Raw genomic sequence first — 23,839 nt, forward strand, 5'->3', positions numbered from 1 at the left:
CCTTGAAAGGGCCTGCGGCCCTTTGGGGGCGCGGGGCTGTATCGACATGCGGCTCCGCCGACGGACCCGCAGGTGGGGGTCGAAGGGGCACCGCCCCTGGGATGGGACGGGTAGGGGCGGCGGGGGCGAGGAAAACGCCCCGGCTAGACCCCGGTGGGCACGGCGAGCTGCTCGGCCACATACGCCGCGTACAGCCCCGCCACATCCACCCCATGCATCGCGGACGACTTGGCGAACTCCGGATTGGCGTTCACCTCGAGGACCAGCAGCTCCCCAGCGACCCGGTCCTCCACCAGATCCACCCCGTAGAAGCCGGGCCCCAGCACATCCACCACCTGCTGGCACAACTTGTCGATCTCGGCGGTCACCTCGACCCGCTGAACCCGAGCACCCAGATGCGTGTTGGTCCGCCAGTCCTCCGACACCCGCTGAATCGCCACCACAGGCGTCCGCCCCACGACCACGACCCGCAGATCGTGCCCCGGCTTGTCGACATAAGCCTGCACGACCACGGGAAACAGCTTCCCGGTCGCGTCCGCGGACTCCCGCCCCCCGGCCCACGCCTCGACACACTCCGCGTTGGCCATCTTGGTGACCCCCCGCCCCCATGACCCGCTCACGGGCTTGACGACGGCCGGCATCCCCAACTCGCTGACAGCCGACCGCACTTGGTCGTAGCTGAAGGCATGCCGGGTGACCGGATGCGCGATGCCGTGGCGCGCGAACAGCAGCGACTGCAGACCCTTGTCGTTGCACGCCTCGATGACGGAGGACCGGTTGAGGGTGGTCACCCCGGCGTACTCCAGCCGCCGGGAGACGCTGATGGCGTCCCGGTGGGACAGGTTGCGGATCACGGCGAGAGCGGGCGGGCCACCGGTGCGGCCCGCCACGACCTCCGCCAGATCCTCCATCAGCAACGGCCGAGCCGTCAGCCCCTCGGCCCGCAGCGCCCCGAGGAGTTGTTTCTCCTCGGGCCGCAGCATCGTCACCGAGAGCAGGACCTGATCAACGGCCGTCACTCGCCCCAGTCCTCTTCCACCTCGGGGGCGAGATCGAGACGTGTCCCGGCGGCGGACTTCTCGACCACCTCGTGCTCCTGGCCGCAGGCCGCGCACTCGGTGATCTCCCCCTTTTCCCAGTCCTCCTGGACCTCGAATTCGGTGTCGCACACCAAGCACTTCGGTGCGGCAATGGCGGTGGTCATTTTCTCGGACTCCTTCGTTGGTTCAATATGAAACCGAATGCCGGAACCCATGAACCGGCAGGCGGAATTCACCGGACATCGAATGAGCATCGATCCGGCCGGACGGTCCCCCGTCAAGCGCTTTCTTTGCGAACTCGCACACTCGGCCACGACCTGACGAGCCATCAGTTGTGGTCGTCCGCCCCGCCTCGGGCCGCCGGCACCCGCGACCACCACGCGATCACTATGCGAGCGCTACGTGAGCGCGGGGTGAGCGCTGTGCGATCGCCACGCGAGCTCTACGCGCGTTTTGCGGGGGCTTTACCCGCGTTGATCGGCCGGCGCTCCGGCTCAGGGCCAGCCGGGGTCGCCCGGGACGTTGGACGCCTGGGCATGGGCGACCGCGGTGCGGTCGGCCGTCTCGACGGCGACAGAAAGGGTCAGCACCGCGGCGGCGACAAAAGCGAGCGCCCCGGCCAGTCTGCGCATGTACTTCATTTCCCGTACCCCCCAGAAGAATTCTCGGACTCGCGGCTCTCCGCCGCTGTCCACATGAAGAGCATGCCGTGGGCCGACGGTTGCCGGAAGCGATTGAAGGGGTCATGATCGTGCACTGCAGGAATCTGAAGGGGGCGGGCATGTGCGGTGAGTCGGACATACGCGGGGGCACCGAGACCGTTGCGGAGGTGTGCGGTGAGGGCATCGAGTTCTACCGCACCGTTCTGGTGGCGGGAAGGGCCCCGCGCGCGGACGCGCCCGAGTGTGTGAGCGCGTTCGGTCTCGTGGCGCCCGCGGTGGACGACCCGGAGGCGTTGGTGCCGATCCCGCCCTCGGTGGCAACCGCTGCGCTGGCGCACCCCATGGAGCGGCTGATCCTGGACCAGCAGGAGGCCCTGGCCGCCGTACGGGCGTCGATGTCGCAGGCGGAGAGCGTCTACCGCACCGCCCGCCGCAAGGAGAGCGAGTCCTCCCAGCGCCTCACCCCGGCGCCGGCGATCACCGCCGCGCTGGACGAGGCGATCCAGAACACGAGGAACGAGCTGCTGACCGCGCACCCGGGCGGCCGACGCCCCGAAGAGGTCCTGGTCAAGGCCCTGCCCCGCACCCTGGAGGCCCACCGCAAGGGCGTCAAGCAGCGCACGCTCTACCAGCACACCGTCCGCGCCCACGGCCCGACCCTCGACTACATCAAGCAGGTCACCGACCTGGGCGTCGAGGTGCGTACGGTCGACGAGGTCTTCGACCGGATGATCATCTGCGACCGGGCCGTGGCCTTCATCCCCGACATGGGCAAGGACCACGGCTCCCACGCCCTCAAGGTCACCGACGCGGGCGTGGTGCACTTCCTGGTCTCCGCCTTCGAGTACGCCTGGGAGCGGGCGAAGCCGGTCGTCTACGAGCACGACCAGCAACGCCCTCCGCTCCTCACCGACGAGACCCGGCTGCACGTGCTGCGTCTCATGGTCGACGGCTACACCGACGCCGCCATCGCCGGCCGGCTGGGCATCAGCGCCCGTACCGTCGCCAGCCACCTCAAGAAGGTCGGCGACCTGCTCGGCAGCAACAGCCGCGCCCAACTCGCCTATCTCACCGCCAAGAGCGGCCTGTTGGAGGACGGCGCGGCGGCGGATTGCGAGTGCGAGCGCCGGAGTTGACGGCGCTTACCGAAAGGGGCCCATGGGCGGGGCTCAGGCCACCCGCACCCGAAGGGAGTAGAACCGCGTCGTCTGTGCGGCGTTCTGGTTGTCGTCGCTGACCAGCAGCACGTTCAGCCGTCCCGGTGCCGGTCCCGGTCCCCGTCCGTCGTGCCGCTGCTGCCCGGTGACGACCATCCCCTCGATGTTGTCGAGCAGCGGGTTGGGCTGGGGCTGCTTGGCGGTGGCGCCGAGGGAGGGGCAGTTCACGAGGTCGGCGAGGAGGGTCTTGCGGACGAGCCGTACGCCGTCACCGTCCTGCCCGGTGAGGACGTCGACGCCGCTGGTGTCGGTCGCGCGGCGTGTGTCGGCGGCGTAGAGGCGGACCGTGTTGCCGACCCCGGCGGTGAAACCGCGCTCCAGCACGAGCAGCCGCCCGCCCGGGAGGCCCGCCGCCTCGACGACGCCGAGTCCGGTGTCGGCGCGGTAGCCGTACTGGGCGGAGAGCCGGAAGTCCGGTGCGCCGCCGTGCCGTTGCCAGGACTGGAAGCGGACGATCCCGGCCGTGTCGCCGGAGAGGGAACCCTCCATCGAGGCGAGCAGCGTGCGCCCGCCGGGCAGGAGGGTGAGCCCCTCGAAGGTCTGGTTGGTGACGGCCCGCCCGGCCGGGGCGACCTTCAGCGCGTCGGGCACGGGAAGGCTGCCCAGGATCCGCCCCTGCCGGTCGTACCGCCGTACGGTCGGCTCGGTCTCGGAGGTGATGAGCCTGGTGCCGTCGCGGTCGACGACCAGCCCTTCGGAGTCGAGCGCGGCGCCGGTCTCCGTGGCGAGCGGTACGACGCCCTTCGGCTGGAGCGTGCGGCGGTCGAGGGTGAAGAGGGAGGAGCGGTCGGAGACGGCGAGGAGCGAGCCGTCGCGGTCGACGGCAAGGCCGGAGAAGTTCCCGACGAAGGTGCCTTCGTACGTCGTCTTGTCGAGGGCGTCGGAGTACCCCTCGATCGACACGGACGACGAACAGGCGTGACTCTGCGGCGAGTCGGCGTGGACCGGCCCGGCGGCGGCCAAGGTGGTGGCCGCCGCCAGGCCTGCGGTGAGGGTCGCGAGGACGGTTCTGAGAGGCATGGCGTCACGGTAGGACGACGCCGGTGATACGCGGATGGCCTCGCCGTGAACGTCCGGGTATCAGCCGCTGCCGCTGCCGGACATCAGCCGCTGCCGCTACCCGTTCCCGGCACCGGCACGGTCGCCTCCTGAGGCCGGTCGGTGGGCACGTACCGCTGCACGCTCGCCGAACCCGAGGCGCTCTTCGGGACGGGCACGAGATCCTTGTGGATGGCCTTGGCGACGCCCTGGATGGTGTTGACGCCGTACTGCATGTCGGGGTTGCCGTGGGTGAGGACGGTGATCGTGTAGTCCCGTCCGCCGCCGGTGAACGTGCCGACGCTGTGCACCCGCCAGCCGTGCGTGGCACGGGACAGCCACCCGTTCTTGACGTGCACCTTCACGGTGGAGGGCGCCCCGGCCGGGGTGCCCCAGCGCTGCGAGGAGACGACCTTGTTCATGAGCTTGAGGACGTAGGCGCGCGCGCTGTCGCTCAGGACGCTGTTCTTCGCGGTGAGCAGCGCGAGCAGCCGCTGCTCGTCCCGGACGGTGATCTGGGTGAGGCCCCAGTAGTTGTTCGCGCCCGGCTTGGTCTGGGTCATCTTGGCGGCGGTGAGGAACGCCTTGATCTTCGTCAGCCCGAGCTGCTTCCACAGCGTGCTGGTGGAGGCGTTGTCCGACTTGGTGATCATGGCGGTGGCGAGCTTGGTCTCGCGGTCGGTGAGATACCGGTTCTTCTTCTTCGCGTCGTACAGCAGCGCGGCGAGCACGGTCACCTTCACGACGCTGGCCGAGTCGAAGGCGGTGTCGCCCCGCAGCGTGCAGGTGGTGTTGGTCGCCCGGTCGTACAGCCCGACCGCCACCGTTCCCTTCCGCTTCGCCAGCGCCGCCGTGATGTCCTTCTGCAGCTTCTCGGCCAGTCCGGCCTGCTTCGACGTACAGCTGACGGCGGGCGCCGCGGCCGCGGCCGGCGCGAACGCCAGCGCCGCCGACGACACGACCATCCCCGCCCCGATCCCCGCAGCGACCAGACGCGTCCGTCTGGACGTCCGCGACACCCGGGATACCCCCGATATCCGGTGAGTCATAAAACGCTTCCCATCCCCTTGAGCGACTGGAACCCGCCTCTGGCGCGTTCACCTCAGTCGACTCGCGAGGATGACCGAAAGTTGTACACGAGTTCGGGAGACCCTCCTCCGAAGGGAGGCGCGTTCATGGACGAGTCCGGCTCCGGCCGCGAACGCGACCTGACGCCCAGGACGAACTCCGGCTCAGCCGGCGTCCGCCCCCGGCTCCCTGAGCGGGGCGGAGAGGCCCCTGTCAGGAGCGGGTCGTTGTCAGGCGCTCTCCGCATGCGGCAGGTGCCGCATGCACTCGGCGACGGCCTTGTTCACCGCGCTCACCGTCGTCGTGGACAGCAACTGGTGGCAGGTCAGGAAGTCCTGCAGGGGCGCCAGCACGGACGTGAGCACCGCCTGGATCTCGTGCGGCCGCACCAGGCCGATCGCCTTCCGCAGTTCCGCGAGCCCCTCCGACTCACGGCCCGTCAACAACAAGGTGTCCGCGAGGTCGAAGACGGGCCACGGGTCGGTCCCGGCCGCGTCCTCCGCCGCGAAGCGCGCCAGGTGCTCCAGACGGCGGAAGCGGTCGAGGGCCGGAGCGGGATCGGTACCGAGGACACCGCAGAGAAGCAGCTCCACGCGGGCCTCGTTGATCCGCGGATAGGTGTCGTTGCCACTCAGCGCGATCGCCTTGCGGTAGCAGCCGAGGGCCCTCTCCAGCTCGGCTGCGTCGAATCGCTCGGGAAGGTCGCGGCGGGCGAGGCGCCGATGCAGACCGCCGAGGGTGGCCCAGGTCTCCGCGTTGGAGTCGTCGAGTTCGACGGCGCGGGCGAAGGCGTCCGCGGCGTTCTGGAGCGCACCGCGCTTACTGCGCGTGGTGCCCAGCTCGCGCCAGCTGGGAGCGTGGTCGGCCCGCAGTCGCACGCAGGTCCGCAGCGCGTCCTCCGCCTCGGCATAGCGGTTCTCCCGGCGCAGCGCGACACCCAGCTCGAAGTACCCGCGCAGACTCGACGGGTTGCGGGCCACGGCCTCGTGCAGCAGCTCGATACTGCGTGCGGGGTCTTCGCCGCTCAGGGCGAGCGCCGCGTCGATGAGGTCATCGCCCTGCTGCGCCCGCAGGCTCGCGATCTCCGCGGCCAGCGCCTCGTAGTGCGAGCGCGGCACTGTGACGTACGCGGATCCTTCGCGCACCGGGCTGTCCACGCGCTCCGGCCGGCGCAGTCCCTCGACCACCGCCTGCGTGATCTGCTGCTGCGCCCTCATGAGCTCCTCCGGCATGGGCCCGTACGGGATCACCCGGCTCGCCGAGGCGTTGAACCGAACTTCCTCGATGTCCTGCGCGACCAACACGGTCACCGCGTCGCGCAGCGACCAGCGGACGCCGAGCTCCAGATAGACATTGGGATTGGCGCCGCTCAGGTCGGCGATGTAGACATCGGCGTCCATGGCTTCGCTGAACATCGAGCGGTGGACGGTCCCCATCAACGTCTTCTCCTTCTCGATGACGAGCTCCGTCTCGCAGCACAGCTCCCCGCCGACGAGGTCGGCCACCGGCTCCAGCAGCCGGCGGCGAATCTCCGGGATGTTGTCCCAGCGGGCCTGCGTGCCCATCGACGTGCCGGGCATCGCCACGAAGATGCGCACGGTTCGAGGGGGTTCATCGGACACGGTCGCCTCGGCCGACGAACCCGGACCGGACGTCAGCTCCACATCGGCCGCCGATGCCACGATGGCGGTGACCGGCTTGACCGAGGCTTGAAGGAGCTGGAGGGCGCTCCAGCGGTCGCGCCAGGCTTCGACACGTGGGTCCCGGAGCGGGACGGGACGGTGGCCTCCGTCGGTGAAGCCCAACAGTGTCTGCACCAGCGCGAGCAGCAGATCGAGCCGTGGCAGACGCTTGCCGTTGAGTACCTCACTGACGGTCGACGGACGCAGCGGGCGTTCCGGCGGGGCGTACCGCTCGATCTCACGCAGGGCGGGTCCTCCCTGCTGGATCTGAAGGGCCCTCAGATCCGCGGCCATTTCCGCGAGCCCCTGCTGGACATCCATCCGGCCACCCCCGACGCCCCGACGCCCGTCCCGGCTCCCAGGATAGGAGAGCCCACAAGCACTCCGAAGGCGTTCGGCGACGGGCGGTGAGGTCCGATGACGTCCGGCGAGATCCGATGACGTCCGGTGAAGTCTGGTGAAGTCCGGTGAAGTCCGGGACGTTGCGGGACCGTTCGACAACCCGGACAGGCCCGCCGGTCCCCGCTTCACTGGCGACATGACCAAAAAACCACATGTCACCGACGGTTCGACCGATCTGGAATCACGTGCGGCGACTCGCGCCGCCCTCGCCGAGCGAACGCTCGACTTCGTCGCTCTGGTGAGCCTGCTCGCCGTTGTCACCACGGTGTTCCTGCTGGCCGGCCCTCAGGCCTTCGCCACCGTCACCTCCGTCGGCACGGCGCTGTTCGCCGCCTGGCGCGGACACCGGCGGCAACGCTGACAGGGCGCAGTCCGGCTACCCCCTCGCACCACCCCGGTCCCCTCTCATGGTCGCGGACAGTCGTGCACCACGGCTTTCCGCGATCCGGTGGACGTCCGTCAGGGCTCGCTCATCCGGGCCGGCAGGAAGCGGAGTCGGGGGCGGCCGCCCGGCGGTCGACGAGCATGTCGGCCGACGGAGACGGCCAGCCGGTCGCGTCGCGGCACGGTCTAGGAGTTGGCGGGCCATGAGCGGACGTTCGGCCGGGCGGGACCAGCCGGAACCGGTCTGTCCCGCCCGCCTCGAAATCGCGTCGACCGCGCGCCCGGCCGGAACGTAGCCTCGACGCTCATGACGACCACCCTGCAGACGATCCACGACGTGCCCGTTCTCATGTGCGCCCCCGAGGGCGAGACGATCGCCCGCGAGAGCGACGCCCTGGATCTCATCGGCAATGCCGGTTACCAGGGCGCCGCCTGGGTCGTCATCCCCGTCGAACGCTTCGACGAGGCGTTCTTCCAACTGCGTACCCGTGCCGCCGGCGACATCATCCAGAAGTTCGTCCAATACAGCGTCGGCCTCGCCGTCATCGGCGACATCTCCCGCCACACGACCGCCAGTTCGTCCCTGCGCGACTTCGTCCGTGAATGCAACCGCAACCGGCAGACGTGGTTCCTGGCCGACCTCGACGAACTGCGGGAGCGCCTGCAGGGCTCAAGATCCCATCACGGCTGATGCGGTGATCGAAAGCCGGCCACGATCTCGTGTGCGTACTGATCCTCCGGGCCGAGGTCCTGGACGGCTCGATGGGCCTCTTGAACCCGACCCGTCTCGCACAACAACCGGACAAGGACGTACAGGGCACCACGGTCACCGTCCTCGGCGCGGTTGCGCAGCGACGCATCCATACCCCGCTCGCGAAGCGACCTGTTGAGTCTCCGACGTGCGTGGACATCCGTGAGAGCGCGCTCCGTGAGTTCCGGGAGCCGCCCCGCGCGGGCGAGCAGATCCATGTGCCACAGATGGTTGGCGTGCGCGTCGGGATCGGTGGAGTAGCACTCGGCGTGGGCGCTGATCAACGCGATCGCCACATCCCAGTCCCCACGCTGTTCCGCTGCCAGGGCCTGCTCGAACCACTCATCGCCTGCCAAGTGACCTCACAACCACCTCTCACACCAGTTCGGGCTGCCGTTCCGCGCACCGTTCCGGCTGCCGCTCCGGCGTGTCCTTCGCCGCCCACCGTCTGTCGGTCCGTACGTAGCCGTAGATCACCGAGGCCATCGCCAGAAGGAGAAGTGGTCCGTACACCCACGGGTGTCGGGCCATCTCCACCGACAGATAGCGATATGCCGGCAGGAGCGCGACGAATACCGCAGCACCGTAGGCGACCAACCGGATTCCCGGCCGGTCCCAGCCATGGTCGTGCGTGCGCAGAGCCGCCTCGATCGTGAGCGTGAAAACGACACCGGCGATGAGATCCACGCCGTAGTGGTAGCCGAATCCCAGCGTCGCGGCGAGCGTGGCGATCAGCCAGAACGTGCCCGCATATCGCAGAACGCGTGGACCGCCGCGGGAATGAATGAAAATCGCGGTGGCCCACGCCGTGTGCAGGCTGGGCATGCAGTTGCGTGGGGTGATCTCGTCGTACGACATGGGGTGCGGGGTACTGATCGGCGGCGGCGTGTCGGGCCACAGGTTGGCCAGCGCCCAGTGCTCGCCGCCGGTACCGAAGGCGCCCGTGCCGTAGGCGAAGACCGGTCCGACCACCGGGAAGATCATGTAGACGCCCGGCCCGAGAAGGCCGATCACCAGGAACGTGCGCACCAGATGGTGGCGCGGGAAGCGGCGCTCAAGCCCCACATGACGCAGTTGGTAGAGCGCGACGACGACCGCGGCCACCGCGAGCTGGATGTAGACCCAGTCGAGGAGTTGGGTGCCGATCGGGCCGGTGGCCCTGACCATCCGGCCCACCAGCCACGACGGGTTGCCCAGTGCGTGGTCGGCGGTCGCCAGGTACGGGTCGAGCACCGTCGGGCGGGTCTTCGACGTGATCAGGAGCCAGGCGTCGCCGGTCTTGCGGCCGGCCACCAGCAACAGGCCCAGCCCGACGCCCTTCAGCAGCAGCACCCGTTCGCGGCCGGTGCGGCGTGTGACGGCGATGACCGCACAGCCCAGAAGCACCCACAGCGCGCCGTTGCCGAACATCATCCTGGCGTCGAAGACCCACCGCACCAGAAAGAAGACGACGTCGATTCCGATCGCGACACCGGCCGCGATGAACCGTTGCCGCCAGGTGAGCACCACCATCATCAACGCCATACTGGCGTACAGCAACGGCCCCGACTTGGGGGCGAATATCACCTCGCGCGCCTGGTTGGTGATCGGCCCCGGCAGGCCGTATCCCCGTGCGGCGATCTCCAGCGCGAGAACGAATCCGATGGCCGCGGCACTCACCGCGGCCCACAGAATCACCCTCGGTCGGCGCCATGTGGTGGACGCGCAGGCACTTCTTATTCGCGGGAGCGCCCGCGAGACTATGGATATCAATTATTTAGCCGATGTCAGATTCAGTTGGCCAGGTCTCTTCTTGGTGGGCAGCATGGCTTTCCGGTGAGTGGTGCGGGCGGGTGGACCGGATCACGACGAGCGTGATCACCCCTTGGAAGACGGACGAGCACCCGTTGAGGTTGCCCGGCGCCGGACAAGTTGGGCGCATGCCTTCCGCTTCTAGTCATCGCATACGACCCACCGGCGGTGCCCGGCGTCGAGGGGGAGGCACCGCGCAGGCCGAGAACCTGATCTGTCGCCATGCGCCCCAGGCCGCCATCGGTTCAACACCGGCATCGGGGACAGCTTCGAGGCGGCGCGGCGCCGACTGTGGACTCCGACGAACCGGCCGACGGACCGGCCGACGGACCGACGGACCGACGGACCGACCGGTGGACGGACGGACCGACCGGTGAACCGACCGGTGAACCGACGGACCGACGAACCGACGAACCGGCCGACGGACCGACCGGTGGACCGACCGACGGACCGACCGACGGACCGACGGACCGACCGGTGAACCGACCGACGGACCGACGGACCGACCGGTGGAGCACGGGCGCAGCACGCCTGATTTCCCACGTCAATTGGGGTCTCCCCTCCAGTCGGGGCACAGGGAGGCGAGTTGGAGCACGGGGGTTGCCCCGTTAGTCATAACGTCACCGAATCGCCTTCCCGTCGTAACACATGGACTGACCCGTCCATGCCAATCTCTCGTTTACCCACACAGTCAACCCGCGTAGAACGAGGCTCCCCGAACCAACTCCTCGTGCTGCGCGGCCCTCTGGGAAGGGACACCCCTCATGCCCGCTGCGCGGATACGCAGTTGGAAGTCGGTCGCTCTCGCGACATCGGCCGTGCTCGTCGGTATCGTCCTCCCGGCGGCCACCGCCAGCCCCGCCTCGGCGACGACCACCGCCTACGACACCACGTACTACGCGAACGCGATCGGCAAGACCGGCACGGCCCTGAAGTCCTCCCTGCACACGATCATCACCCCCCAGACGAAGCTGTCGTACTCGGCTGTCTGGGAGGCTCTGAAGGTCACCGACCAGGACCCGAACAACAGCAGCAACGTCAAGCTGCTGTACAGCGGGATCTCCCGAAGCAAGACCCTCAACGGCGGCAACTCCGGCAACTGGAACCGCGAGCACGTGTGGGCCCAGTCGCACGGCGACTTCGGAACCTCCACCGGCCCCGGCACCGACCTGCACCACCTCCGCCCCGAGGACGTCACGGTCAACGCCATCCGCGGCAACCTGGACTTCGACAACGGCGGCAGCAGCTTCACCAACAGCGGTGGCAGCCTCTACGACTCGAACTCCTTCGAGCCCCGCGACGCGGTCAAGGGCGATGTGGCCCGCATGATCCTTTACATGGCGGTCCGGTACGAGGGCGACGACGGCTGGCCCAACCTGGAGCCCAACGACTTGGTCACCAACGGCGGCACCCGCTTCCACGGCCGCCTCTCCGTACTGAAGACCTGGAACGACGAGGACCCGCCGGACTCCTTCGAGGAGCGCCGCAACCAGGTCATCTACGACACCTACCAGAAGAACCGCAACCCGTTCATCGACCACCCGGAGTGGGTCGAGGCGATCTGGTAGCCGCCGGGTCGCGGCACAACGCCGCGCCACGAGCAGGACGTACACGACGAACCCCCGGTCCGGCGGCCGGGGGTTCGCCGCTTTCACAGGCACTTCCGCCGGCGCGTTCACCTGTGCCCCTTTACTTCCAGCTGTGTGAATTCACAGGCGGCTGCCAGCCACGCCACAGTGCGCGCCCATGCCGTCGCCGCACGGTGCACTGGTGACATCTGCCACCGATCCGCGCCCCCACACCAGCGACAGCGCCGAGACGGTCCCGACCTCGTCGGCGCCGGCCTCCGAGTCGCCACCGCCCGCCACCCCCGTACAGCCGCCGGAGAGGGCACCGCGCTGGTCGCTCCCGGCGCTGATCGGGATCATGGTCCTGGCCGGGGTGCTGTACTCCTGGAACCTGTCCTCCTCCGGTCTGAACAGCTTCTACAGCGCGGCCGTGCTGAGCGGCACGCAGAGCTGGAAGGCGTGGTTCTTCGGCTCGCTGGACGCGGGCAACTTCCTCACCGTCGACAAGCCGCCGTTCGTGCTGATGGTGATGGGCCTGTCCTGCCGGATCTTCGGCTTCGGGACCTGGCAGATGATGGCCCCGCTGATCGCCTCCGCCCTCGGCACCATCTGGATCCTGCACTCCTCGGTGAAGCGGGTCTGGGGCCACGGCGCGGCGGCCGTCGCCGCGCTCGTGCTCGCCCTCACCCCCATCACGGTCGCCATCAACCGCGACAACAACCCCGACACGCTCCTCGTCTTCCTGATGGTGGCGGGCGCGGCCCTCGCGCTGCGGGCCGTGCACAACGGCAAGCTGCTGCCGCTGCTCGGCTCGGCCGCCTGCTTCGGCCTCGCCTTCAACACCAAGATGCTCCAGGGCTACATCGCCCTGCCCGCCGTCTTCGCCGTCTACCTCTACGCGGCCCACACCGGCCTGGTGAAGCGGATCGTCAACCTGCTGCTCGCGGGCGTCGCCCTCGCCGTCTCCAGCTTCTGGTGGGCGGCGGCCGTCTCCCTCGTACCCGCCGACGAGCGCCCGTACATCGGCGGCTCCACGGACGGCACCGCCTGGAACCTGATCATGGGCTACAACGGCCTGGGCCGGATCCTCGGCGGCGAGGGCAACGGTGGAGGCGGGGGCGGCGGCTTCTCCGGCACCGCGAGCCTCGGCCGGATGTTCAACGACATCCTCGGCGGCCAGATCTCCTGGCTGCTCCCCTTCTCGGTCATCGCGCTCATCGGCGGCCTGGTGCTGTGCGGCCGCGCCCCGCGTACGGACCTCACGCGCGCCGCGCTGGTGATGTGGGGCGGCTGGACCGCCCTGCACTACCTCACCTTCAGCCTCGCCGAGGGCACGATGCACCCGTACTACACGACCGCGCTCGCCCCCGGCATCGCGGCCCTCTGCGGGGGCGGCGGCCTGATGCTGCTGCGCGCCTTCCGCGCGGACAGGCGGTGGCTGTGGGTGCTGCCGGCCGCGTTCGCGGTCACGGGTGTCTGGGCGGTCGTCCTGCTGCGCCGGGCCACCGACTGGAACGCCTGGCTGTGGCCGGTGATCGCGGTGGTGATGGTGGTCGGGGTGGTGGGCCTGATCGTCTTCCGCTCCGGCGGCCTCAACGGCTCCGGCAACCGCGTACGGCTGCTGGCCGCCTCCCTCACCGCGGCGGTCGTCGCCTCGGTCGCGGGCCCGGCCGCGTACGCCGCCACCGAACTCTCCGCCACGGGCGGCGGCATGGGCGGCACCAACCCGACCGCCGGGCCCACGACGGGGAGCGGGATGGGCGGCGGCGGTGGCGGTGGCAACCGCGCGGGTGGCGGCGGATTCCCGGGCGGCGGCCAGAACGGCCAGGCGAACGGTCAGGCCAATGGGCAGCAGCAGGGCGGCGGTCAGATGGGTACGCCCCCGAGCGGCGCGCCCGGCGGCACCCAGCAGGACGGCACCCAGCAAGGCGGAGCCCAGCAGGGCGGGCAGCCCGGCGGTCAGGCTCCCCAGGGCGGCACGAGCGGCGGACCCGGTGGTGGCATGGGTGGCGGCGGTGGCGGCGGCATGGGCGGCGAGGCCGGCAGCGAACTGATCTCCTACCTGAAGAAGAACCAGGACGGCGCCAAGTGGCTGCTGGCGGTGTCGAGTTCGCAGAGCGCGGCCCAGCTCATCATCAGCAGCGGCGAGCCCGTCATCTCCATGTGGGGCTGGTCCGGCAGCGACCAGGCCATGACCCTCGCCAAGCTCAAGGAACTGGTGAAGAACGGCGAGCTGCACTACATCCAGCTCGGCGGCGGCAGGGGCGGCGGCCCCGGCGGCAACTCCGGCCTCAGCTCCGAGGTGACCGCCTGGGTGCAGGAGAACGGCACGGCGGTGGACGCGAGCGAGTACGGCGGCAGCTCGTCGTCGGACAGTGACAACAGCCAGTCGGCGAGCGTGTACCGCCTGGACGCGTCGGACGTGAAGTAGACACCGGTCCCGTACCTCACACGAGAGCCCCTGGAATTCGCCGTCACGTCCAGGGGCTCTCCGTCAGTTACTCATCCATGACATCCGAACGTACAACCGGTGAACCCCCAATCGAGTCGGACTACATGGACGCGGCGCTTCACGCCGGACCCCACCGACCCGAAAGGCACGTGCATGTCACCAGCACGAGCAGGAGTACGACGCAGCACCCGCGCGGCACGACTGAGCGCCCCCATGGCGGCGGTGGTGCTGCTGGCCGGCGGCCTGACCGCCTGGTCGCTCGGCCCGGCCTCGGCGGCCCCCGCGAAGGTGGGCGTGGCGGACGACTTCAACGCCGACGGGTACGCCGACCTGGTCGTGGGTGCCCCGAACGCCACGGTGTCAGGGAAGGCGAAGGCGGGCTATGTGGCCGTCATGTACGGCTCGAAGAGCGGGCTCTCCACGACGAAGAAGAAGCTCGTCAGCCGTTCGACGAGCGGCGTGCCCGGCTCCGCCACCGCGAACCAGCGCTTCGGCTCGACGTTCACCAAGGGCGACCTGGACCGTGACGGCTACGGCGACCTGGTGATCGCGGGCGGTACGGCGGGCTCCGTGATCGTGTGGGGGTCTGCCTCCGGGCTGACCGGCGGTACGAGCATCGCCAAGTTCGGGGCGGCCCCGCAGGCGGGCGACTTCGACGGCGACGGCAGGACCGACCTCGCGCTCTTCTCCGCGCAGGACATCTCCGGCGACGACCCCGAGGGCGCCCCGGCGACCCTGTGGAAGGGCCCGGTCTCCCGCGCCGGCAAGCCCACCGCCGTACTCCCCCTCCTCGACAAGTCCCTGTGGTGGGGCTGGTACGAGGACGACGCCTCCTGCGCCACCGGTCACGGCTGCGAGAACGGCCCCTCCTCGATCACCGGCCCGGTCGTCTCCGGCCAGGTCGGCGACGTCAACGGCGACGGCCGGGACGACCTGGTCCAGTGGCACTACACGGGCGACGGCACCTGGGGCAACCGCCTGCTCCTGGGCGGCGCCTCGGGCTTCACCCGCGGCTTCGTGCCCGGGGACGACACGAGCCGGGACCCGGCCGGCACGGGCATCGGCGACGTGAACGGCGACGGTTACGACGACGTGGTCGTGGGCGCGGAGGGCTGGTCCGACCAGGTCCGCGTGGCCTACGGCTCCCCCACCGGTACCTCCGAGTCCAACGTCCAGACCTTCGACCAGGGCCTCCCCGGCTTCCCCGGCGCGCAGGAGGACGGTGACCTGGTCGGCTCGGCGGTCTCGGTCGCCGACGTCAACGGTGACGGCTACGCCGACATCGCCCTCGGCATCGCGTACGAGGACGTCGGCACCATCGTGAACACCGGTTCGGTCGCCCTGGTCCCCGGCACCGCCTCCGGTGTCACGGGCGCCGGCACCAAGGTCTTCCACCAGAACACCGCCGGGGTCCCCGGAGTCGCCGAGAACGACGACAAGTTCGGCGCCACCACCGCCCTCCTGGACCTCAACGGCAACGGCCACCCCGACCTCGCCGTCGGCGCCCCCACCGAGAACAGCGACAACGGAGCCGTCTGGATCCTCCCCGGCACCACCACCGGCCTGACCACCAAGTCGGCCCTGGCCTTCGGCCCCGGGGACGTCTCGGGCCCGGCCACGGACGCGATGTTCGGTGCGGCGCTGCGCTGATCGAGTTCCGGTTCGGCGTGACTCCGCCGCGCAGTCACGCCGAACCGGTGGCCGTGGCCGTGGCCGTGGCCGTATGCCTCAGGATCTCCTCGGCCGGGCGGGCGTCCAGGGCCGTGGGCAGGGTGTGGCCCAGCCCCTCGATCATGACCAGCCGGGCGCCGGGGATCGCGGCGGCGGTGGCCTCGCCGTGCGCGGGCGGGAACATCGGATCCTCCGTGCCGTGCAGCACCAGCGTCGGAGCGGTGACGGAGACGAGATCCGCCGTGTCGTCCCCGCCGGCCGCCCCGGCGAGCGTGTGGTTGAACCCGGCCGGACAGATGACGTCGTCAGCCCTCTACGTGCGTCGGCGCGAACATTCGCAGCACCGCCGGGAGCACGACGACCGAAGGGCCGGGCGCGGCAAGGGACTTGGCCAGGTCGTCCGCGAGGGTTTCGGGGGTGGTCCGTACGCCCGGTACCCCGAACGACTCGGCCAGGGCGACGTAGTCCGGCCGGGTCAGCTCCGTGCCGGTCGTCTCGCCGAACGCGTCGGTCATGTACTCGCGCAGGATGCCGTAACCGCCGTCGTCGACGATCAGCCAGGTGACGTTGAGGTCGTACTGCCGGGCCGTGGCCAGCTCGGCGATCGAGTAGAGCGCGCCGCCGTCACCGGAGACGGCCAGCACCGGGTGGGTCGGGTCGGCCGCCGCCGCGCCGAGGGCCGCCGGGAAGGCGTAGCCGAGGCCGCCCGAACCCTGCGCGGAGTGCATGGTGTTCGTGCCGCGCGGATCGAATGCCGACCATGCCCAGTACGCCAGGATCGTCATGTCCCAGAAGGAGGGTGAGCGGGACGGGAGGGCCTGCCGGATGGACACCAACAGGTCCTGCTCCAGGGTGAGTTGCTGGGAGTCGATGCGTTCACGGACGCGGTCGAGCACCTCACGGACCCTGCCGCGCGCGGACTCGTCGCCCCGCGTTCCCTCGATCGTCTCCAGCAGGGCCTGAAGGGCCAGACGGGCGTCCGCGTGGATCCCGAGCGCCGGATGGTTCGACTCCAGCTTCCCCAGGTCCGCCTCGATCTGGATCACTCGGCCCCGGGGCTTGAACGTGTGGTAGTTGGAGGACAGTTCACCCAGTCCCGAGCCGACCACCAACAACACGTCCGCGTCCTCCAGGAAGTCCGTCGTGTGCCGGTCCTCCAACCAGGACTGGAGCGACAGCGGATGCGTCCACGGGAACGCGCCCTTCCCCCCGAACGTCGTCACGACCGGCGCCGACAGCCGCTCCGCCAGCTGCCGCAGCTTGCCGGCGGCGTCCGCCCGTACGACCCCGCCGCCCGCGATGATCGCCGGGCGGGCCGCTGACGACAGCAAGTGGGCGGCCAGCGCGGTCAGTTCGGGGCGCGGCGGCAGTTCCTCGGGGAAGGCGTCGCCGCCCGTCACCACCGGGACGAGCGTCTCGGCCAGCAGTACGTCCTGCGGGATCTCCACCCACACCGGGCCGTGCGGGGCGGTCAGCGCGGACTGCCAGGCGGCGGCGATCGCGGAGGGGATCTGGGACTGCGTACGGACGGTGTGGACGGACTTGACGACGCCCCTGAACGAGGCCGACTGGTCCGGGAGTTCGTGGAGGTAGCCGTGGCGGCCGCCGCCCAGGCCGGCCGTCGGGATCTGGCTGCTGATGGCGAGGACGGGGGCCGAGGCCGCCGCCGCCTCCTGGAGCGCGGCCAGTGACGTCAGCGCGCCCGGGCCCGTGGACAGGAGCAGCGGGGCCGCCTCGCCGGTGATGCGGCCGTACGCGTCCGCCGCGAAGCCTGCGTTGTTCTCCACGCGCAGGCCGATGTACCGCAGGTCCGAGCGGCGCAGCGCGTCGAACATGCCGAGCGCGTGCTGGCCGGGGAGCCCGAAGACCGTCGTCGCGCCGAGCCCGGCCAGTGTCTCCACGACCAGGTCTCCGCCGTTGCGGCCGGGGGGAGGGTTCAGCGCGGCCTCCGTCTGGGCGGCCGTCGGGCGGAGTACCAGGTCGTGGTCGTGGGTCACAGCGCTGCCTTCTCCTGCTCTTCGTGCTTCGCCTGCGCGATCTGGCGGGACATGATCGTGGTGAGTTCGTACGCCGTGTGCGAGGCGGCCACCGCGGTGATCTCGGCGTGATCGTACGCGGGCGCCACTTCCACGACATCGGCGGAGACCAGGTTGCAGGAGGCCAGGCCCCGCAGGATCTCCAGCAGCTCCCGCGAGGTCATGCCGCCGGCCTCCGGCGTCCCCGTGCCCGGCGCGTGGGCCGGGTCGAGGCAGTCGATGTCGATGGAGATGTAGAGGGGGCGGTCGCCGATGCGCTGCCGCAGCTGGTCGGCCACCTCGTCCGCGCCCCGGCGGTAGATGTCGGCGGAGGTGACGATCCCGAAGCCCATCTTCTCGTCGTCGGTGAGGTCCTGCTTGCCGTACAGCGGGCCGCGCGTGCCCACGTGCGAGAGGGCCTCGGTGTCGAGAATGCCCTCCTCCACCGCCCGCCGGAACGGGGTGCCGTGCGTGTACTCGGCGCCGAAGTACGTGTCCCAGGTGTCGAGGTGCGCGTCGAAGTGGAGCAGGGCCACCGGCCCGTGCTTCTTGGCGACGGACCGCAGCAGCGGGAGCGCGATGGTGTGGTCACCGCCGAGAGTCATCAGGCGGGCCCCCGTGCCCAGCAGTTCGTCCGCCGCCGCCTCGACCGTCTCCACCGCCTCGTTGATGTTGAACGGGTTGGCGGCGATGTCACCGGCGTCCGCGACCTGGGCGAGGGCGAAGGGGGAGGCGTCCTGGGCCGGGTTGTAGGGGCGCAGCAGCCGGGACGCCTCGCGGATCGCGTTGCCGCCGAAACGGGCGCCCGGCCGGTACGAGACGCCCGAGTCGAACGGCACACCCACGACCGCGACGTCCGCGCGGCCCACCTCGTCCAGGCGCGGCAGCCGGGCGTAGGTCGCGGGACCGGCGTAGCGCGGGATGCGGGAGGAGTCGACCGGACCGCGGGGCGGGTCGACCGGACCTCGGGGCGGGTCGGCGGGGCCGCGGGGCGTCTCGTTGCTGTTCATGGGAACTGCCTGCTTCCTACATATGCTTCGTCGCACATGCATTGATATGCACTGATATGTACTACCGGCGATGACTCTACTGGTGAGCCGAGACCGGCTCGGACACCGGTTCGGGTGCCCGCCCCGCCAGCCGCTCCCGCCAGGCGGCGAGGACGGCCGCGTCGGTGGCCGGGGTGGCGAGGGAGACGATCAGGTACGCGGCCAGCGAGGACAGCAGACCGTAGTAGACGGGCTCGTTGGCGAGGATTCCGTGGGTCGCCATGAGGGCGATCACCGCGATGCTGCCGACCACGACGGAGGCGAGCGCACCCTGCGCCGTGCCCCGCCGCCACAGCAGACCGCCGAGGATGGGGACGAGGAGACCGCCGACGAGGAGGTTGTACGCGACGGTCAGCGCCTCGACGACGTTGTCGATCGCGATCGCCGTACAGACCACCGCGACACCCATGATCAGGATGAAGACCCGATTGCCCCGGACCTCGTCGTGGTCACCGTCACCGGAGGAGCCACCTTCACCTCTGCCGACAACTCCCCGCACCCGTGACCAGATGTCGTTGTTGGCGACGGTCGCGCAGGCGATGAGCGCGCCGGAGGACGTCGACATCACGGCGGCCAGGGCGGCGGCGAGCACCAACCCCCTTACGCCGATGGGAAGTTCCTCCTTCACGATGGTCGCGAAGGCGTCGTCGGCGCTGGCCAGGTCCGGGAACAGCACCTTCGTCGCCGTACCGATGACGGCGCCGGCGAGGGCGTACGCCAGGCAGTAGGTGCCCGCGACCGTGCCGCCCCACTTGGCGGTCCGGTCGCTCCGGGCGGTGAACACGCGCTGCCAGATGTCCTGCCCGATGAGCATGCCGAACGTATAGATCAGGACGTACGTGAAGATCGTCTCGCCGCCGATACCCAGCGGATCGAAGTACGAGGTGGGGAGTTCGGCCCTCATCTCGCTGAACCCGCCCGCTTTGACGACGGCGATGGGCAACAGCAGGAGCACCACGCCGATGGTCTTCACCACGAACTGGACCATGTCCGTCAGCGTGATCGACCACATACCGCCGAGCGTCGAGTACGCGACGACGATCGAGCCGCCGAGGACGATCGCGAGCGTGCGGTTCATGTCGAACAGGACGTCGAAGATCGTGGCGTACGCGATGGTCGAGGTGACCGCGAGCATGAGGGTGTACGCCCACATGACGACGCCGGAGATGACGCCCGCGCGGCCGCCGTAGCGGAGGTCGAGCATCTCGGAGACGGTGTAGACCTTCAGGCGGGCGATGCGGGCCGAGAAGAAGACGGAGAGGGCGAGCAGACCGAGGCCGATGGTGAAGACCATCCAGGCACCGGAGAGGCCGTACTGGTAGCCGAGGCCCACACCGCCGATGGTGGAGGCGCCGCCGAGGACGATGGCCGCCATGGTGCCGGAGTACATCGCCGGGCCGAGGCGGCGCCCGGCGACCAGGAACTCGCTCTTCGACCTGGCGCGGCGCATGCCCCACCAGCCCATGGCCAGCATTCCGGCCAGGTAGACGACGATCACCGTGTAGTCGACGGCCATATCGGGGGCCTCCTTCGCACGCACCGGGTGGCGGCTGACGGGCACTGACACTAGGTGGCCGGAATGCGACTGCGAAGTGTACGTTTCATCCATTCGGACCGTGCCGGATGGAAGGAACGCACACCATGGCGGACCCGGCCGCACCGCCCGTCCCGGCGGTCCCTCCCACCCCGCCCGTGCTTCTCTCGGCCCTGCTGGCCCGCGACGACCTGGGCCTGCGGCAGATCGCCGGGCCGGAGGACGCGGGGACGGCGATCCACTGGGCGCACACCTCGGAGATGTCGGACCCCTATCCGTACCTGCTGGGCGGCGAGCTGCTGCTGACGGCCGGCGTCCACATCCCGGAGGCGGCCGGCTCGGGCACGTACTTCGACGACTACGTCTCCCGCATCGTCGCGGCGGGCGGCGCGGCCCTCGGCTTCGGCGTCGCCCCCGTCCACGACAGCGTCCCGAGGGCCCTGGTCGCGTCCTGCGACGCCTACGACCTGCCCCTGATCGAGGTCCCGCCCCGGACGACCTTCTCGGGCGTCGCCCGCGCGGTCTGGCAGCTGATGGCCCTGGCCCGGCACGCGGAACTCCGCCGCGTGACGGAGGCCCAGCAGGCCCTCGCGGCCGCCGCGTCCCGCCCGGACCCGGTCCCGGCGGTCCTGCGCCAACTGGCCCAGCGGGTGGGGGGCCGGGCGGTGCTGTACGGGCCGGAGGGGGCGGAACTGGCGTCCTTCGGACGCGAGCCGGAGGAAACGGTCACACAAGGATTGGCGGCCCTGGCAACAGTGGTCCGCCCTGCAAGGGGCGCGAGGAACTGCGCGACCAGCCACAACGAACCCGCACCCGCCAACACACCACGACCCCACGAGTTCTCCCCGCGCCCCTCCACCCCCACCCCCACCCCCTCCACCCCCACCCCCACCCCCTCCTCCGCCACCGACACAGTCGACGGCACCCACCTCGCCGCGTACGCCCTCGGCTCCACGCAGGGCTTCGCCCTCGGCGTCGCCACCCCGCACCGCGACCCCGGCGACCACACGATCGCCTCCGTCGCCGCCGTCCTCCTCTCCCTCCTCACCGGCGAACAGCAGAGCGGCACGGGTGCGGCCCGCGCATCCGCCCTCGTCCGGCTGCTGCTGGGCGCCCCGCCCGAGGAGGTGGCCCCGCTCCTGGGCGGAGCCACCCGCTGGCTCGTCGTACACGCCCACCCCACCGAGGACGGCCCTCCCGACACCCTCGCCGCCGCCGCGCTCGGCGCCGCCCTCGGCTCGGCCCTGATCGACACCCACGGCGACGTCGTACGCGTCCTCGTCCCCGCCGACCGCGAGGTCGACGCCCAGCCCGACTGGACATGCGGGGTGAGCGCCCCCACCGAGCCGCACGCGTGGACAACTGCCGACGTACAGGCCGCCCGTGCCCTGGCCCGAGCCAGGGCGACACGGACGGCGCTGGTCCGGCACGGGCCCCGTACGACACTCACCCAGCTCCTGCCGGAGGCCGACGCGACCGCCCACGCCCACGCCCTGCTGGCCCCGCTCACCACCGTCCCCGGCGCTTCCGCGCTCACCGAGACCCTGCGCACCTGGCTCTCGCTGCACGGCAGTTGGGACCGTACGGCCGTCGCGCTGGCCGTCCACCGCAACACGGTCCGCCAACGCATCGGCAGGTGCGCGGCGTTGCTGGGCGTGGACCTCGACGACCCGGACGTACGGATGGAGTTGTGGTTCGCGCTGCGGCAGGAGTGAACCGGCGGCCGGGAACCACCGGCCCGCCGGAGAGTGACGCAGGTCGCAGCGGGCGGTACGCCCGCGACTCCCACAGTCGTCTGCCTCACAATGGACGCATGCCGATACCCGGGACCCCCAGCCGCGCCGAGCTCGTCGAACACCTCGTACGGACGCGTATCGCCGGCGACGTCGCCACGCCGCGCGAGAACAACCTCTCCCACTACCGCGAACTGGCCAACGGCAACCGCCACTACTGGCTCGGCCTGGAGCTCGAGGACCGCTGGAGCGACGAGCAGGACGTGCTGGCCGTGATGGCGGAGCGCGTCGGCGTGAACGACGACCCCGGGTACCGCTACGGCCAGGACACCATCGACCCGGACCTGACGGTCGACGCGCTGGAGCGCATGGCGGCCCGGCTGCGCAAGGCGGCGGAGGGCGCGCAGCGCGTCCTGTTCGCCACCGGGCACCCCGGCGGGCTGCTCCAGGTGCACAACGAGACGGCGCGGGCGCTGCGCGCGGCCGGCTGCGAGATCGTCGTCATCCCGGACGGCCTGCAGACGGAGGAGGGGTACGTCATGCAGTTCGCGGACGTGGCCGTCCTCGAACACGGCGCGACGCTCTGGCACACCCACTCCCCCGAGCCCATGCGCGCGATCCTCCGGGGCCTTGAGGGCGCCGGCCGCCCGCTGCCCGACCTGGTCGTCGCCGACCACGGCTGGGCGGGCTGCGCCGGCCAGCTCGGCGTCGACTCCGTCGGCTACGCGGACTCCAACGACCCCGCCCTCTTCCTCGGTGAGTCCGAGGGCACCCTGCAGGCCGTGGTCCCGCTCGACGACCACGTGGTCAGCCCGCGCCACTACGACCCGATGTCGGCGTACCTGCTGGAACAGGCGGGGCTCAAGGACAGCTAGGACGGCCAGGACGGCCAGGTCTCAGGGCGTCTTCGGCCTCGGTACGCGTACGACGCCCTCCTGGATCACGGAGATCGCGTGCCGCCCGTCCTGTGTGTAGATCCGGCCCTGACCGAGGCCGCGGCCGGCCGACGCGGACGGCGACTCCTGGTCGTACAGGAGCCACTCGTCGGCGCGGAACGGCCGGTGGAACCACATGGCGTGGTCGAGCGAGGCCCCGACGACATCGCCGACGGCCCAGCCGCCGCGCCCGTGCGCGAGCAGGATGGAGTCGAGGAGCGTCATGTCGGAGACGTAGGTGGCGAGGACGACGTGCAGGAGCGGGTCGTCGTCGAGCTTGCCGTTGGCGCGGAACCAGACCTGTGAGTGCGGTTCGCGCGGCTCGCCGTAGCGGCCGTAGGGCGGGTCGTCGACGTAGCGCAGGTCGACGGCGGCCCGGGCCTCCAGCATCTTGGCCACGACGGCCGGGTCGAGGCCGTACGCCGGGAGCCGCTGCTCGGCGGTGGGGAGGGACTCCGGGTCGGGCGCGGCGGGCATCGGGGCCTGGTGGTCGAGGCCTTCCTCGTACCGCTGGAAGGACGCGGAGAGGGCGAAGATCGGCTGACCGTGCTGGACGGCGACGACGCGGCGCGCGGTGAAGGAGCGGCCGTCGTTCATGCGCTCGACGGTGTACACGATGGGCGCGCCGGCGTCGCCGATGCGCAGGAAGTACGCGTGGAGGGAGTGGGGCAGCCGGTCCGCGGGGACCGTCCGCCCGGCGGCGACGAGCGCCTGGGCCGCGACCTGCCCGCCGAAGACCCTGGGGACGATGGCGGGCCGGGACTGGCCGCGGAAGATGTTCTCCTCGATCTGCTCGAGGTCGAGCAGATCGAGGAGAGACTGCAGTGGTACCTGACTCATGAGATCA

At 70.5% G+C, this 23,839-nt stretch carries 21 protein-coding genes and 2 pseudogenes; 10 read left to right on the top strand and 13 right to left on the bottom strand.

Annotated features, from left to right (window positions below; genetic code table 11):
* Positions 1 to 143: 143 nt before the first annotated feature.
* The 3 genes from ACFU53_RS22755 to ACFU53_RS22765 all read right to left on the bottom strand — a co-directional run bounded on the left by ACFU53_RS22755 (position 144) and on the right by ACFU53_RS22765 (position 1,681).
* The gene (locus ACFU53_RS22755; RefSeq protein ID WP_383995249.1) at positions 144 to 1,019 is read right to left on the bottom strand and encodes a RimK family alpha-L-glutamate ligase; all 876 of its coding nucleotides are present in this window, start codon (positions 1,017 to 1,019) and stop codon (positions 144 to 146) included.
* Positions 1,016 to 1,204, bottom strand: coding sequence for a lysine biosynthesis protein LysW (locus tag ACFU53_RS22760; protein WP_383995252.1), 189 nt, complete (start codon positions 1,202 to 1,204; stop codon positions 1,016 to 1,018). The genes ACFU53_RS22755 and ACFU53_RS22760 overlap by 4 nt, the downstream gene beginning before the upstream one ends.
* A 330-nt stretch (positions 1,205 to 1,534) precedes the next feature.
* Positions 1,535 to 1,681, bottom strand: a complete 147-nt coding sequence (locus ACFU53_RS22765) for a hypothetical protein (protein WP_383995255.1) — start codon at positions 1,679 to 1,681, stop codon at positions 1,535 to 1,537.
* A 140-nt stretch (positions 1,682 to 1,821) separates the two neighbouring features.
* Between ACFU53_RS22765 and ACFU53_RS22770 the strand changes: the two genes are divergently transcribed.
* Positions 1,822 to 2,838, top strand: coding sequence for a LuxR C-terminal-related transcriptional regulator (locus ACFU53_RS22770; RefSeq protein ID WP_383995258.1), 1,017 nt, complete (start codon positions 1,822 to 1,824; stop codon positions 2,836 to 2,838).
* Between the two features lie 33 nt (positions 2,839 to 2,871).
* Here ACFU53_RS22770 and ACFU53_RS22775 read toward each other — a convergent pair whose 3' ends face one another.
* From ACFU53_RS22775 to ACFU53_RS22785, 3 genes are all read right to left on the bottom strand, one after another.
* Positions 2,872 to 3,939 carry an esterase-like activity of phytase family protein gene (locus tag ACFU53_RS22775; protein ID WP_383995261.1) on the bottom strand — a complete coding sequence of 356 codons (1,068 nt, stop codon included), beginning with the start codon at positions 3,937 to 3,939 and terminating at the stop codon, positions 2,872 to 2,874.
* Between the two features lie 83 nt (positions 3,940 to 4,022).
* Positions 4,023 to 4,922, bottom strand: a complete 900-nt coding sequence (locus tag ACFU53_RS22780; RefSeq protein WP_383995264.1) for a serine hydrolase — start codon at positions 4,920 to 4,922, stop codon at positions 4,023 to 4,025.
* Between the two features lie 333 nt (positions 4,923 to 5,255).
* Entirely contained in the window at positions 5,256 to 7,028 is a 1,773-nt protein-coding gene (locus tag ACFU53_RS22785) for a tetratricopeptide repeat-containing protein (protein ID WP_383995267.1), read from the bottom strand.
* Positions 7,029 to 7,245: 217 nt separating this feature from the next.
* On the opposite strand from ACFU53_RS22785, the gene ACFU53_RS22790 reads away from it, so the two are divergent.
* Both ACFU53_RS22790 and ACFU53_RS22795 read left to right on the top strand, forming a co-directional pair.
* Positions 7,246 to 7,470: a hypothetical protein gene (locus tag ACFU53_RS22790; protein WP_383995270.1), complete on the top strand. Its 225-nt coding sequence runs from the start codon at positions 7,246 to 7,248 to the stop codon at positions 7,468 to 7,470.
* Positions 7,471 to 7,800: 330 nt separating this feature from the next.
* Positions 7,801 to 8,184, top strand: coding sequence for a DUF4180 domain-containing protein (locus ACFU53_RS22795; protein WP_383995273.1), 384 nt, complete (start codon positions 7,801 to 7,803; stop codon positions 8,182 to 8,184).
* On the opposite strand, the gene ACFU53_RS22800 is transcribed toward ACFU53_RS22795, so the two are convergent.
* Both ACFU53_RS22800 and ACFU53_RS22805 read right to left on the bottom strand, forming a co-directional pair.
* A complete protein-coding gene (locus tag ACFU53_RS22800) occupies positions 8,175 to 8,600 on the bottom strand; it encodes a hypothetical protein (protein WP_383995276.1) in 426 nt (141 codons plus the stop codon). The two genes, ACFU53_RS22795 and ACFU53_RS22800, sit on opposite strands and share 10 nt — an antisense overlap.
* A 19-nt stretch (positions 8,601 to 8,619) precedes the next feature.
* Positions 8,620 to 9,921, bottom strand: coding sequence for a phosphatase PAP2 family protein (locus tag ACFU53_RS22805; RefSeq protein WP_383995279.1), 1,302 nt, complete (start codon positions 9,919 to 9,921; stop codon positions 8,620 to 8,622).
* Positions 9,922 to 10,408: 487 nt separating this feature from the next.
* On the opposite strand from ACFU53_RS22805, the pseudogene ACFU53_RS22810 reads away from it, so the two are divergent.
* The 5 genes and pseudogenes from ACFU53_RS22810 to ACFU53_RS22830 all read left to right on the top strand — a co-directional run.
* Positions 10,409 to 10,492 (top strand): annotated as a pseudogene (locus tag ACFU53_RS22810) (hypothetical protein); the annotation flags it as partial.
* Positions 10,453 to 10,647 (top strand): annotated as a pseudogene (locus ACFU53_RS22815) (PT domain-containing protein); the annotation flags it as partial. The pseudogenes ACFU53_RS22810 and ACFU53_RS22815, both read left to right, overlap by 40 nt.
* Before the next feature lie 152 nt (positions 10,648 to 10,799).
* A complete protein-coding gene (locus tag ACFU53_RS22820) occupies positions 10,800 to 11,603 on the top strand; it encodes an endonuclease I family protein (protein WP_383995282.1) in 804 nt (267 codons plus the stop codon).
* Positions 11,604 to 11,805: 202 nt separating this feature from the next.
* A complete protein-coding gene (locus tag ACFU53_RS22825; RefSeq protein WP_383995285.1) occupies positions 11,806 to 14,034 on the top strand; it encodes an ArnT family glycosyltransferase in 2,229 nt (742 codons plus the stop codon).
* Between the two features lie 234 nt (positions 14,035 to 14,268).
* Positions 14,269 to 15,705 (top strand): FG-GAP-like repeat-containing protein, encoded by a 1,437-nt coding sequence (locus tag ACFU53_RS22830; protein ID WP_383995336.1) that lies wholly within the window; start codon positions 14,269 to 14,271, stop codon positions 15,703 to 15,705.
* A gap of 34 nt (positions 15,706 to 15,739) precedes the next feature.
* Here the strand turns inward: ACFU53_RS22830 and ACFU53_RS22835 are convergent, their stop codons facing one another.
* The 4 genes from ACFU53_RS22835 to ACFU53_RS22850 all read right to left on the bottom strand — a co-directional run bounded on the left by ACFU53_RS22835 (position 15,740) and on the right by ACFU53_RS22850 (position 20,306).
* Positions 15,740 to 16,024, bottom strand: coding sequence for an alpha/beta fold hydrolase (locus ACFU53_RS22835; RefSeq protein WP_383995338.1), 285 nt, complete (start codon positions 16,022 to 16,024; stop codon positions 15,740 to 15,742).
* A 7-nt stretch (positions 16,025 to 16,031) separates the two neighbouring features.
* Positions 16,032 to 17,723 carry a thiamine pyrophosphate-binding protein gene (locus ACFU53_RS22840; protein ID WP_383995288.1) on the bottom strand — a complete coding sequence of 564 codons (1,692 nt, stop codon included), beginning with the start codon at positions 17,721 to 17,723 and terminating at the stop codon, positions 16,032 to 16,034.
* Positions 17,720 to 18,751 carry an agmatinase gene (speB, locus tag ACFU53_RS22845; RefSeq protein WP_383995291.1) on the bottom strand — a complete coding sequence of 344 codons (1,032 nt, stop codon included), beginning with the start codon at positions 18,749 to 18,751 and terminating at the stop codon, positions 17,720 to 17,722. The genes ACFU53_RS22840 and speB overlap by 4 nt, the downstream gene beginning before the upstream one ends.
* A 76-nt stretch (positions 18,752 to 18,827) precedes the next feature.
* Positions 18,828 to 20,306 (bottom strand): sodium:solute symporter, encoded by a 1,479-nt coding sequence (locus ACFU53_RS22850; RefSeq protein ID WP_383995294.1) that lies wholly within the window; start codon positions 20,304 to 20,306, stop codon positions 18,828 to 18,830.
* 107 nt (positions 20,307 to 20,413) lie between these two features.
* On the opposite strand from ACFU53_RS22850, the gene ACFU53_RS22855 reads away from it, so the two are divergent.
* Together ACFU53_RS22855 and ACFU53_RS22860 are read left to right on the top strand one after the other, a co-directional pair.
* Complete coding sequence (locus ACFU53_RS22855) at positions 20,414 to 22,039, top strand: helix-turn-helix domain-containing protein (protein WP_383995296.1); 1,626 nt, start codon at positions 20,414 to 20,416, stop codon at positions 22,037 to 22,039.
* A gap of 98 nt (positions 22,040 to 22,137) precedes the next feature.
* The gene (locus ACFU53_RS22860; RefSeq protein WP_383995299.1) at positions 22,138 to 22,932 is read left to right on the top strand and encodes a phosphatase; all 795 of its coding nucleotides are present in this window, start codon (positions 22,138 to 22,140) and stop codon (positions 22,930 to 22,932) included.
* 21 nt (positions 22,933 to 22,953) lie between these two features.
* Here ACFU53_RS22860 and ACFU53_RS22865 read toward each other — a convergent pair whose 3' ends face one another.
* Positions 22,954 to 23,832 (bottom strand): acyl-CoA thioesterase, encoded by an 879-nt coding sequence (locus ACFU53_RS22865; RefSeq protein ID WP_383995302.1) that lies wholly within the window; start codon positions 23,830 to 23,832, stop codon positions 22,954 to 22,956.
* Positions 23,833 to 23,839 lie beyond the last annotated feature (7 nt).

Origin of the sequence: Streptomyces sp. NPDC057474, assembly GCF_042802555.1 — a bacterium.
Taxonomy (GTDB): Bacteria; Actinomycetota; Actinomycetes; order Streptomycetales; family Streptomycetaceae; genus Streptomyces.

Coding starts and splice junctions, on each gene's coding strand:
- ACFU53_RS22860 (WP_383995299.1), top strand. CDS start 22,138: ATGCCGATACCCGGGACCCCCAGCCGCGCCGAGCTCGTCGAACACCTC.
- ACFU53_RS22775 (WP_383995261.1), bottom strand. CDS start 3,939: ATGCCTCTCAGAACCGTCCTCGCGACCCTCACCGCAGGCCTGGCGGCG.
- speB (WP_383995291.1), bottom strand. CDS start 18,751: ATGAACAGCAACGAGACGCCCCGCGGCCCCGCCGACCCGCCCCGAGGT.
- ACFU53_RS22760 (WP_383995252.1), bottom strand. CDS start 1,204: ATGACCACCGCCATTGCCGCACCGAAGTGCTTGGTGTGCGACACCGAA.
- ACFU53_RS22820 (WP_383995282.1), top strand. CDS start 10,800: ATGCCCGCTGCGCGGATACGCAGTTGGAAGTCGGTCGCTCTCGCGACA.
- ACFU53_RS22780 (WP_383995264.1), bottom strand. CDS start 4,922: ATGGTCGTGTCGTCGGCGGCGCTGGCGTTCGCGCCGGCCGCGGCCGCG.
- ACFU53_RS22770 (WP_383995258.1), top strand. CDS start 1,822: ATGTGCGGTGAGTCGGACATACGCGGGGGCACCGAGACCGTTGCGGAG.
- ACFU53_RS22865 (WP_383995302.1), bottom strand. CDS start 23,832: ATGAGTCAGGTACCACTGCAGTCTCTCCTCGATCTGCTCGACCTCGAG.
- ACFU53_RS22795 (WP_383995273.1), top strand. CDS start 7,801: ATGACGACCACCCTGCAGACGATCCACGACGTGCCCGTTCTCATGTGC.
- ACFU53_RS22855 (WP_383995296.1), top strand. CDS start 20,414: ATGGAAGGAACGCACACCATGGCGGACCCGGCCGCACCGCCCGTCCCG.
- ACFU53_RS22765 (WP_383995255.1), bottom strand. CDS start 1,681: ATGAAGTACATGCGCAGACTGGCCGGGGCGCTCGCTTTTGTCGCCGCC.
- ACFU53_RS22850 (WP_383995294.1), bottom strand. CDS start 20,306: ATGGCCGTCGACTACACGGTGATCGTCGTCTACCTGGCCGGAATGCTG.
- ACFU53_RS22785 (WP_383995267.1), bottom strand. CDS start 7,028: ATGGATGTCCAGCAGGGGCTCGCGGAAATGGCCGCGGATCTGAGGGCC.
- ACFU53_RS22830 (WP_383995336.1), top strand. CDS start 14,269: ATGGCGGCGGTGGTGCTGCTGGCCGGCGGCCTGACCGCCTGGTCGCTC.
- ACFU53_RS22790 (WP_383995270.1), top strand. CDS start 7,246: ATGACCAAAAAACCACATGTCACCGACGGTTCGACCGATCTGGAATCA.